The organism is Mycobacterium sp. NGS61, assembly GCF_059812325.1.
In genome coordinates this window covers 87,217-98,403 of record NZ_JCALCL010000013.1, presented here as the reverse complement: position 1 = coordinate 98,403, position 11,187 = coordinate 87,217, and the positions used below count along the sequence as shown (strand labels likewise).

6 protein-coding genes and 1 pseudogene are annotated in these 11,187 nt (G+C 60.1%); 2 read left to right on the top strand and 5 right to left on the bottom strand.

The window, feature by feature from the left end; genetic code table 11:
* The first annotated feature begins 15 nt into the window (after positions 1 to 15).
* Complete coding sequence (locus AC5Y3Z_RS22370) at positions 16 to 5,376, top strand: sacsin N-terminal ATP-binding-like domain-containing protein (RefSeq protein ID WP_473140032.1); 5,361 nt, start codon at positions 16 to 18, stop codon at positions 5,374 to 5,376.
* 690 nt (positions 5,377 to 6,066) lie between these two features.
* Here the strand turns inward: AC5Y3Z_RS22370 and AC5Y3Z_RS22365 are convergent.
* From AC5Y3Z_RS22365 to AC5Y3Z_RS22355, 3 genes are all read right to left on the bottom strand, one after another.
* The gene (locus AC5Y3Z_RS22365) at positions 6,067 to 8,139 is read right to left on the bottom strand and encodes a GmrSD restriction endonuclease domain-containing protein (protein WP_473140033.1); all 2,073 of its coding nucleotides are present in this window, start codon (positions 8,137 to 8,139) and stop codon (positions 6,067 to 6,069) included.
* A 200-nt stretch (positions 8,140 to 8,339) separates the two neighbouring features.
* Positions 8,340 to 8,873, bottom strand: coding sequence for a hypothetical protein (locus tag AC5Y3Z_RS22360; RefSeq protein WP_473140034.1), 534 nt, complete (start codon positions 8,871 to 8,873; stop codon positions 8,340 to 8,342).
* Entirely contained in the window at positions 8,870 to 9,409 is a 540-nt protein-coding gene (locus AC5Y3Z_RS22355; RefSeq protein ID WP_473140035.1) for a hypothetical protein, read from the bottom strand. The genes AC5Y3Z_RS22360 and AC5Y3Z_RS22355 overlap by 4 nt, the downstream gene beginning before the upstream one ends.
* 233 nt (positions 9,410 to 9,642) lie before the next feature.
* Here AC5Y3Z_RS22355 and AC5Y3Z_RS22350 point away from each other — a divergent pair.
* A pseudogene (locus tag AC5Y3Z_RS22350) lies at positions 9,643 to 10,012 on the top strand (transposase); the annotation flags it as partial.
* Positions 10,013 to 10,222: 210 nt separating this feature from the next.
* Here the strand turns inward: AC5Y3Z_RS22350 and AC5Y3Z_RS22345 are convergent.
* Entirely contained in the window at positions 10,223 to 10,378 is a 156-nt protein-coding gene (locus tag AC5Y3Z_RS22345) for a hypothetical protein (protein ID WP_473140036.1), read from the bottom strand.
* 368 nt (positions 10,379 to 10,746) lie between these two features.
* Positions 10,747 to 11,085, bottom strand: coding sequence for a hypothetical protein (locus AC5Y3Z_RS22340; RefSeq protein ID WP_473140037.1), 339 nt, complete (start codon positions 11,083 to 11,085; stop codon positions 10,747 to 10,749).
* Positions 11,086 to 11,187 lie beyond the last annotated feature (102 nt).

Genomic DNA, 11,187 nt, shown 5'->3' with positions numbered 1-11,187 from the left:
GACAAGGCGAGACCGATGAAACAATCCGCAGCGCACTATGCCAACCGCATCAGTCAAAAAGCCGTAAACGCGATCGATGCCTACCGCTTTGAGCGTGCCCGAGGCGTTCGATGGGCGTCGAGCGTCAAGCACTATGGCGAAGACGCTGCCCGTGAGTACGGAGATCGCTTTCTGATCGAGTTGATTCAGAACGCGTACGACGCAAACCCAAAAGACTTATCGGCCGGAAAGGTTTCGGTCCTCCTCGACCTCGCCGAGGGCGAACACGGTGTGTTGTACGTAGCGAATACCGGTCGGCCCTTCATCGACGAGAACTTCGACGCAATCACAGACATTGCCCAGAGCGACAAGGAGCCTGGTGAAGGTATCGGCAACAAAGGAGTCGGCTTCAAGAGCGTCCTGCAGGTGTCGCAATGGCCCGAGATCTACTCGGCGCGACCTGGTTCGACGGATAGGAGCACGTTCGACGGTTACTGCTTCCGGCTTCCGACACGCCTGGATGTCGCTCAGTTGGTCGGTGAGGGAGACCTCGAAGACGTGCTCCGTGACGTCCCGCCATACGCGCTTCCGATACCGGTTGATGAGGTCCCGGCGCAGGTCGCAGACTTCCGACATTCCGGTTACTGCACCGTGGTTCGCCTTCCGCTGGACGATGAGCGAGCCGCACGTCGCGTGAAAACCGAGATGGGTCGGCTAACAGCTAGCACGACACCGCTGCTGCTCTTCCTCGAGCGCATCGATCTACTACACCTGCGTATCCGCGCTACCGATGGTTTGGCACAACGTGACGACCGAATGCATCGCCGCATCAAGCGCATGGCCAAGCAGGATGCTCTGGCTGTCGACCAAGTGGACCTCGGCGAGCAGGGCACTTTCATTGTCGCCACCCGTCCCATTTCTGGTACCGCGCTAAGCGCCGCGATTTCCGATTCTGCCCCCGAGATCAGCGATCGGTGGGCGTCTTGGAAGCAAGACTCCACCGTTTCCGTTGCGCTGCAACTCGATCATGCCGACAGCGAGTGGCGGTTCTACACCTTCCTACCGATGGAAGATTCCGAGGCGCCCTTTCCCGCCCATGTGAATGCACCATTTTTCACCAAGCTCGATCGCAACAGCGTCCGGTTCAGCGTTCGGTTCAACGCATTCCTGCTCGAAGAGATCGCACGACTCTCTGTCGATGCTGCATTCTGGATTCGGGACAACGCCACCGACTACGCTCCGCTATGTCTCGACTTGATCTGTTGGGACAGCGATCATCTCCCGCTTCTGACGACTGCATTCGAGGAATTCGGAAGGTCGATCGATGAGTCAGGACTTGTGCCAATCGTCTCTCTGAACCAGACGCCGACATTCGGCGCCGTCGCTGACGTACGTCGCTGGGACACGTTCGGTCACGCGATGAACACAGTCACCGCTGAATTCCTATGCAAGCACACCGGCGCCACAATCGTTGACCCCGATCTCGGGCCGGCGCGCATCGAGAATCTCGGCGACCTACGCCTCCAGTTGTCGAACGGAACTGATGACGGGCACCCCAGTGATGTCGAAGTGGCCGAGTGGCTCGAGGTCGTCGCCAAACGGTTGTGGCGCACTGATCCGGCACCAACAGGTCAGCAGTGGATGGATTTCTACGACGATATAGCCAACGCATTCGCAGGTAGAGACGCTTCCCCGCTGCACGGGCGCCGGCTGATCGTCGACACCAACAGCAAACTAGTGCACTGCGGCATCTCCGATAAAGCGCGGCAGTCTCGGACAGTCTTCTTCGCACCCGTTCGAGATCAAACAGAAGGTGAAGAAGATGTCGATACGGCCTTCGATTTCACGCTGCCACCTGAGCTTGCGAAGGCTATTTCATTCACCCGCGAAGACCTCAATTGGTACGTCCCGGCAGATGGGTCGCGGAAGATCGCCCGCAGGTGCCGAAAGTTTCTGGAAGACAGCGACCTTGTGCACCGCTACCGAACACAGGATGTCCTCGCTGCAGTACAACGCTTTTTGAGGAACCCGAAGAACCACGACGATGTTGCGGTGTTACGAGCGGCCCTTCGATTCGCGTACAAACTTAAGGACAAGGCGAACGATTCCACGTTGAGATCCATCGGCCTGCGTGTCCCCACGAATAGCGACTGGCGACCCGCGGGTGAAGCTCTGTTCTCCGCGCAGTGGCCTAATACCCAGGGGTCGTCATTGGTTCAGCTCATTCAACTGACAGGCTCAACCTCGCCCAGCCTGGCCGAGCTTTACGAACACCTGCTGCTAGCCCCTGACACCTGGGTACCTGACGATGCGCCGATATCGGAGTGGACGGCCTATCTGAAGCGGCTCGGTGTACGCGACGGATTGCATCCGATGTCCTTGTGTAAAGATCCGTTCAGGTCGGATGGTTCGATATTCACGCCCAGAGCTTGGGCGAGATTCGCCAATCTAGACCTGGATTTTGCCAATCTCTGGCAATCAAAAACCGGTGAAGCACAATGGTTTTCTAGGTACCCCATGACCAGGTGCACATCTGTTACCAAACTATGGGGATTACCGGGACAATTCGAGTTCGAGAAGTTCTCCGCGGCAGCCAAAGAGCAATACGCTGCGCTCATCTTTAAGAATCTCGAAGTATGGTCCGTCGATTATCTGACGGTTGGGGTACGCAGAGCGAATCACCCACAGGACGTACCGCTGAAATGGCCGACCCCAGTCCAGGTCTTCCTCCGGGAGGCCCGTTGGGTGCCCGTCCTGCATCGCGACGAATCCCGATTCAGCGATCCAGCCGGAGCGTGGCTCTTCGATGACGGCAAGTCCGAAACCTCACCGAAGTTTGCGGTGCTGGTACCGCCGTCATTGCGTCGACTCGCACAGCAAAACAGCGCTGTGCCCGAGCGTCTTCGCTCCTGGTGTGGCATTCGATGCTGGAACGATCCGCGCGATGCGCCTGATGTTGCCGAACAGTTGTACGCGATGGTCGCTGACGGAGCGACCGATCCCTCCGAGATGGGGCCAATTGCCCGAGAATACGAACGAGCTATCCATCACAGCCTGCAACAGGGACGTGATTGGTGGCCGACCGAGTACGTACCCTCGGTCCTGGTGCGGCGTGGTGAGGGGTTGATCGAAGCTCTCGAGCTTGAAGAAGGACGGGGTCCGGTCTATGTCGACGACGGCACCGACCGCGCCAAAACGAAACTCCTCGAGGAGGTCCGCGCTCCAATCGTATGTGCAGAACCAGCGGATGGTCGCAAGATTGCCGCAGCTCTCAAGGCGGGCGCATCCGGTGATGACGTGCAGTTGCTCTCGCATGTAGAGGTCTCGATTGAGATTGACGGTGTTCCGTTGGACGACGACACTCCCAGTCTCCCGCTGATCTCACCAGGGGACGACTGGCTCGTCGGCCTCGTAGTTGCGGCGTTAGAGTTTCGCAGCGGTCAGTTCCGCAGGTATGGCGACCGATCCCTGCGTGAAGCTGCGTCACGCTTGCGGACGATCCGGCTGGTACCAGCACGGGAATTGCGACTTTCCATCGGCGGCCACACCGCCACGGATCGGATGCCGCATCGTGAGGCGTTCGCGGTCGTCACTCCATCCCAACCTGTGATTGTTGTCACGGATTTCAATGACGAAGTCCGATGGGAAACGCTGGAGAAGTTGGCACACCCTATAGCCGCCGTGACCGGAGCACCTGAAATCGGCTCAGTTCTTTTCGAGAGTCTGGTCCGCTTGAGGCGCGACCACGTCGACGACGTCGACGACGATCAACCACCGACGTTGGATCGATGCGCTGCATCGTTGGACATCACGCGAAGCCAGATCGATGATGTGACCGCACGGCTTGGCTCCGAGATCGATGTTCTGCGTGATCGAATACCTATTGCGGTGGCTTGCTTGGTCTCTGTCGCTGCCGGCGAAGAGATGATTGGACTGCTGTCTCACGCAAACACCGAGGACGACGTCCGCTCGGCGTTGACGACCTTCGATCTCCCTCAATCCCCGGATCTGCTTCCCATTACTAAGACCGTGTCGAGCCTTCGCGAACTACGCGACGCGTTGCAGGTGACATATCGGGATTTCAACCTCGCCTTAGAGGGCTTGGGCCGTCCAACACTCGCCGACCCCGACGCACATGAACAAGCTTTCGCTTATTTCGTCAAGCGGAATCGTGACGCGATCCTCTGCCGTCTACAGCAGGTATTCATCGCCCGGTTCACTGACGGAGAACCTCTGGGAAACTACGTCAGGCTGCGCAGCCTCCCCGGACTGGACCGGAACCCGTCGTGGCTCGATGACTACGAAATACCAGATGATGCGGTGATGCATTCCGAGGTGGACGACTGGCTCCGAAAAAATGAGGCATTTGCACTGTCCCACGACGTCGGCGTTGCCAATTCGGTGACTGCCCTTCAGACCGCCAATCGTCGTCAGGTCACCGCGGCTGGGGACGCGGCTGCGAAATTGGTGCGATCGTGGTGCATCAAGGCAAGCGTGCCGTGCCCCGAACTCTGGTCGGGCGACGGGTGCGGCGGTCGTCTCGCCGACTGGGCAGATGAACAAGGTCTGCTCGACTTCGTCGAGCTCAGGGACCTGCAACCACTTCTCGGACACATGGAACGCGAACAAATCTGGCCAGCTGACATGCCTCACAGCCTTGAGGCCGCGAGGTTGAGTCTCACCGACGACGATCTCGCCCGTGGCCGTTCGGAGGAGGAACAGCAACGAGCTAGGCAACAGGCAGAAAGATTCACGATCACGCTAGGTTCGCGGCGATTTGGCGTGGATCCCGATTGCTTCGCCGAGATAGCCGCCGAGGTCCGCCAGACACTGCCGCCCAGCGTGTTACGGAGCCCATTCAGAATCGAGCCTGGCCCGATTCCCGCCGCCCGCAAGCCAACTCGCAATCAGGCGGGGCCGAGGTCCGTCTACCGCAACTTAACCCGCTTCAGCGAGGGCCAGCGACAGGTCATCGGCCTCGCCGCTGAAGTGATTGCGCTGGCCTGGCTCAAGCAGCAGTACGCGACCAGTGGGGTTGTCAACTGGCGTTCTGGATACAGGGACAAGGTCGAGGGCGGTCGCGACGGCGACGATACTCTTGGTTACGACATTGATGTCCAGACCAGGGCGGGGCGGTTCATGTTCGAGGTCAAGGGGGCGGCGGAGGACGGAACCGAATTCGAACTCACCCAGCGGGAGATTGATGCGGCGCGAAAGAACACCAAGCGGGACGCGTACCGCATTGTCTACGTTCAGTTCGCCTTGGACCCACAGCACGCGAATCCCCTTCTCCTTCCAAACCCATTCTCACAGCGCGGATCTGAAACTTATCGCGTTGTCGGCAGCGGCCTGCGATACACGTTTTCGCCGAAAGCTGAGCCTCCCCGTTCGCTGTAATCGCATTCCCTGAAACGGCAATCGCATTTCACAACTGCAGTAGCCGACCTGCAGCCGAAAATCGCAGCCACCAAAGGACTGGTCCGACTCGATCATCACCAAAGTGATTCTTACAGTCTGCCTCGATACGCAACCAGACTGTCCAGCGATGAATCGAGCAACTCCACCGGAGTTCCGTGCGATGAACTCCAATACGATTGCAGTGCAAGGTGTTCGCTTGAGTTGGCAATTCTTATATAGCGAAGCCCGATTCGGTTGTCGACCTGTTGCTATTGTTTAGCAACTCTGTCGATATGCCAGATGCATGAACTATGGCCAATCACAGCCACCCCGCGCCCCTCCCCCGGTGGGGGACACGCGAACCGATGCCGTTTGCCGTTTGCCGACTTCCCCAGTTGGAGACTCACCGTGCACCCGCCCCCAAGCCGACCACTGAAGCCGCTCCAGAAGCGACAGGATATTTCCCTCGCCTGTGACGGCAGATTAGACGGATGCCTACGGCTGGGCACATGGCACAAACCCTCTAAAGGCCACCACGCGCGGTAGCGTCTCGCCCGACAGGGGCCGCCCGTTTCCGTGCATATTCGGCGCGGCTGCTGGAACCAACAACCTCTGCCACTCAGCACAATATGTTCATAACGCCCCAAACACCATCGGTATTCAGGTGTGCAGCGAGCCGAGCTGATTGCGCTATTCCGGTGGTTGGTTGTCGATCAGCGCTTCCAGCTCAGGTGGTCCCAGGCGTTGCGCCTGGGATGCCTTGTCGTTGTCATCGAATTCAATGCCTTCGCCGATCAGCATCTCCATGGGGTCGCGATCGTCGGCGGGATCGTGCCACTGGAACTTGAAGCTGATGGAGCCGTCGCCGCTGAGCACGCGGTAAGCCTTGGTGACCGTCGGGTCGTGTGCAATGTGGTTGGCCGTCGGTTGGGCTGCGGTGCCGGCTAACTCGGCCAGGTCGCCGTAAGAGGTCCAGGAGCCGGCTGGGATGGCGGCGACGGCGTCGTCGACGCGGCTCCAGTCGAACCCAGATTTGGCCGATACGACACCAGGCACTGGTGGTGACCACAGGGCGATCGCTGCGTCGGCCAATGCGTGCGATCGGGCCTCGATCTGCTCGGGTCCCCACTCCGACGCTGCGGTCAGGGCGTCGTTGAGCTTGAAATCGGAGTCTTGGAGGATCTCCTGTTTGCGCTCGAAGAGTTGATTCGACAGCTTGGAATTCCAGGCAGTCAGGGTGAGGTTGCCCAGAGTGTGTCCCAGCCGGTCGAACACCTCCCGAGGGTCGTGGCCGGCGCCGGTTAGTTGTTTCTTCCAGCCGTCACTCAGGGTTTGGGGCATGACGTGTTCAATGGACAGTTTCGCCGAATTGAAGTCGAGATCCACCTCGGCTCGCAGATACGACTCCAATCGCTGCAGCACCAGACGCTGCTGATACGCGCGGCCGTTGAGGTAGTACGGGACCGTGGCGATGCCTTCCCGTACCCGGTTGTCGTCGGGCCAGCGTTTGTCCCGCGATAGCTCTCGGCGCAGCGCGGTGTCGATCGGTTCACCTTGGGGCAGATTGCCGATAGCGGTTGTAAACAGTCGGTTCAAGACGTTAGTCGGGGTGTCGACGAGGTAGCGCCTGACGAGAAACGACTCGATGGCCTCCAGGCAGCGTTCGGCTTGTTCAGGAGTAGCGCCGCTGGCGTCAACTCGCGCATAGAGGTGCAGCAGCAGAGGGTAGGTCGTACTGGCACCCCATCCTTTCAAGAAGGCGAGGTGGCGTAACGCCTCCGTGGTGATACCGAGCTCAGCTACGTTGACGCCAGGGTCTGCGGGTTGCTGGAAGACCGCGTAATAGGCGCCGCGGCGAGCGAGTTTCTTGACGTGACTTTCCAAGAAGTCGAGGTCGGCGGCGTACGGTTCCAGTTGGCTTCGCGCAGTGCGGTAAACGTCGCCCTGTTTGACGAAGTCACCGGAGGATTGCAGGTCATCTCGTACCAGCCCCTCGAGGCCGTCGGTGCCGAGCAGTTTCTCCAGCGGCCGCCAGTGCTGGACGTAAACCGAGTTGGACCGCGGCCCCAAGGCCATGAACAGGTAGTTGCGCAGCAGATCCGATTGGGTCAATCCAACACCGGTCGCGTTGATTGATTCGAAGATCTTATGCGGGCGTTCCCCTTCGCTGACAGTCACGAACACCAAAGCCAGCCGATCCCCAATCGTGGTAGCGAGGCTATCGGACACCAGTTCGCCCGACGCATGCAGAACGCCGATCCTGCGGTGAAAGAAGTGATAGGCGTTGACAATCGCACTGTGCCCAGATGCGGCGCCGGGGTCGGTGAGCACTGTCCAATACGGCGCGGCGTCCTCGTCACCGGGCACCAACCGCGCCCACCGGTGTGAACCTTTCGGTTCGGTGTCATTGATCAAGTACTTCTTGTTGAGACGATCGAACTGCTCGGGATCATCGACCTTGGCGACGTCACGAAGTGCGGCCAACGCTAGCGATAGCGTCGTCAGGCGCTGTTGGCCATCGACGACGCGGAATTCCCGGAAGTCATGCAGCGGGTCGGCATCCTTTTCAACCGCGACGACACTGCCGATGAAGTGCTTGGGCGCCGCGGAGCCCTCCGTCAACGCCCGGTATTGCTCGAGAATGTCTTGCCAAAGCACCTCTTGCTGATCGGTCTTCCAGCGGTAATGACGCTGGTATAGCGGAACCTGAAACTGCCGATCCTGGGTCATTAGATCCCGGAAAGTACCCTCCTTGGCACGCATCCCTGCAGAATATCCATCAAGCGCTGTGCACCAGCTGATGTCGGCGGGGTTTCTAACCATGTGGGCCGCGACCCATCAACCGAAAGTCGCATAGGACTGGACACCAAACGGGTCCCTCTCACGTCCAGCGGGCATCTTTCGAGGAGACCTGAACCATTTGCCGCAGGGGCAGCATGACGTAACCGCGCGGGGACGGCACTCTAAGCGCCGCGATTAACCGATGCTGCCTCGTGAATGGCGGCTTTGAGCTCGTCGTATGTGCACTTGCGCGGACCGAGCGCTATCAGCGGTCCGAGTCGAATCCTCTTCTGTGTCGGAACTTGTCGGTTCAGCTCGCTTGTTGACAGGACGTAGAACGTCCACTGAGCCACGTCGAGTGGGTCAATATGTCCGCGGTCCTCACCCTCGAGCAGACAGAAAACGTACACGTCGGCGCTTCGCTGTGTGCTGGTCGCATAGGTGTCGGTGCGGGAGTCCCAGCCCATCGCGGGGCGGATTCCGAACACGATTTTCGATAGCTGCGATTGCTTCCACGTTTGCACGTAGGCAGCTGATTTCACCTCTACCTTGACACCGTCGATCTCGAGGTCGTACTGGTCCCATTCCACGCGTGTCGTGTCGCGAATGCCGAGTGCTTTGGCCACGATGTACTCGGCCAGCACACCACGAGTCGTGTTCGTGAGTAGGTCGTCGTACGCCCAGGCTAGAAATTCCTGTTTATTCAGGCGAGTCATCGTCGAGCCTTCATCGCTTGAGCAGTTCCCTTTCCAAGCACGGTCGTCACTTTGTGCCGGTCGATGTCGTCGAGGGTCAGCACCGCTTCGGGTCGGGTGATCCGCTTGATGTCCTCGGCGTGCGGCTGCGGCACCAGCAGCACCAGTTCGCGTGCCTCATAGACGTCGATGTTCGTGTGTATCCACTGGCTCTGATCGGTGAGCTCATGGTCGACGCTCACGTACCAGTTAGCGATGAATTCCTGCAGGTGCGGGATCAGGGTCCACACCTTGCGCTGGGCCAGCGCCGAACGTGCACCTGGCCGGGTGAATGCGAGCCAGGCGAGTGCTCCACTGTCGGCATCGGTGAGCTTCCAGAACACCCGACCGTTGTGCGCCAGGACATTCGGCGGCCGAGTGGCGGCGATCTTCTGTCCGATTTCGCGGGCCAGCCTTCTGTAGTCGGGAAGAGTATCGAGGTGGTTGGGAACACTGTCGAAGTAGTCGTGCGGCCGTCGGCCGCGCCGCCCCAGCGGCTCGCCACGATCGGCGCCCATCAATCCGCACTCCTCACTTCGGCCGAATCACTTTCACAGTACTGCCGGGCACCGACGATTTGGGTCCCACCGTGTCGCTACTTGGTCGTGTCGGATGCCGAGTTATCGTCCGGTCCGTGGCCGTACGGGTGTTTGGACACGTGCCGGGAGCTGTGGTCGGTCAGACCTCCTCATATAGGTAGGCGGTCTACGACGCAGGCGTGCACCGGCGGCTCCAGGCGGGCATTTGCGTGGTCCAGTTGGCCACCTGCGGGCACCGAGGCCGCAACAGGATCCGCTATGTCGGGCGCGGCGTACCCTGCACACCGGAGCTGACCTGTTGACATACAGGCAGAAGCTCGACTATAGGCACTGATCACCACCCTCAGTGTCGGCGTCCCGAAGGCACTGACCGAACTGCTCACTTTCGGGCGGACCCTGAACAAACGTGCCGCCGACGTGTCGGCCTACTTCGACCGACCCGGCACCTTCAACGGCCCGACCGAAGCAATCAACGGCCGCCTCGAGCATCTCGGCGGCTCCGCGCTCGGCTTCCGCAACCTCACCAACTACATCGCCAGATCACCACTCGAAGCCGGCGGATGCAGGCCCCAACTACACCCGTCAATCATGAAGATCCTGATTACAACGCCAATCGGCACCACTCCGCCCATGGCGATCGCACCCAGCTGAGTTTGCCCTACAGTGGGCCGCGACCCATCAACCGAAAGTCACATAGCGGCTGGGGCACCAAACGGGTCCCTCTCAGGCCGGCGACGGGACGTGGAGGACCGTCGTGGCGGCGAGCGTTGGCCGTCTCGGTGGTCACCGTGTCTAGGAGACCTTCACATCGATGTGCTCGATGGTGCAGTCGAACCGGAACGGGCGCCGGTCGAGATAGTCCGGTGACACCGATGATCCGCGGTCGACACCGACTCCGGATGTTTCGCTGGCGGTGAATGCCACTGGCACCGTGGGGGCGACGATCACCTTGGCTGCTTAGTGGCCGTCGCCCAGGGTTGCAGACGGTCGAGCGACTCGGAGAGAATGCCAATACGGAAGGGACAACATCATTGAGATGAACCGCGCCGCGGCTGGCTCAGCGAAGTTGTCATTGTTCTAGGGTCCCGACTGACGACGAGAATGAGACCGGACACGTGCCACCAACGGTTCCCTTCCCAGCGTCGCGAGTAGCCCTCAATTTCAGCGAGGGCGATTGATGTCGCGGGGCCCCGGGTGGCAGCTCTCGCATATCGCAAATCAATGTGTGGGGCGCGCCTCTCAGTTCATCTTGGTTGGTCACGGTGTTCCGCTTCTTTGCCTGAACAAATGCATAGCGGGTGGGCGGTTGACGGGGCCTAGATCATCGACTCATCCCAAGCCTCATCTGGTGTGGTCGCGACGATTGACTTCGAACCCAACAGCGCCTCGGCGGCATCGGCGGCCTGGTCGATCGCCGCGATCGCCTCGGAGATTTCACGCGCCTGCTTGATCAACGCAGCCAAAGCCGGACCCGCTGTCTTCGGATCATCGAGCGCCTTGCCGACACGGTTACCAAGCGCCAACAACAACTCCCGGCGATCCCCACTCACCGCAGCCTCCGCAACCGACTTGGGCGCAGCCTTGAGCGGCGCCCGCTTCGCCGCCGGCGCCTTCCGGGCTAGTGCCTTCTTCGGCGTATTTTCGTCGTGCACCACCTGCAATGGGGCTTGCCGTTTCCGTGGAGTCATGTTCGTCCTTCCTGCTGTGAAAAAAGAAACCTCTGGGGAGGGAGGGCGCTAGGCCATGGGAGCGCCCCG

Bases quoted from the DNA above. Each gene is read 5' to 3' on its own strand.
- AC5Y3Z_RS22370 (WP_473140032.1), top strand. From the start codon at position 16: ATGAAACAATCCGCAGCGCACTATGCCAACCGCATCAGTCAAAAAGCC.
- AC5Y3Z_RS22365 (WP_473140033.1), bottom strand. From the start codon at position 8,139: ATGCGTGCCAAGGAGGGTACTTTCCGGGATCTAATGACCCAGGATCGG.
- AC5Y3Z_RS22360 (WP_473140034.1), bottom strand. From the start codon at position 8,873: ATGACTCGCCTGAATAAACAGGAATTTCTAGCCTGGGCGTACGACGAC.
- AC5Y3Z_RS22355 (WP_473140035.1), bottom strand. From the start codon at position 9,409: ATGGGCGCCGATCGTGGCGAGCCGCTGGGGCGGCGCGGCCGACGGCCG.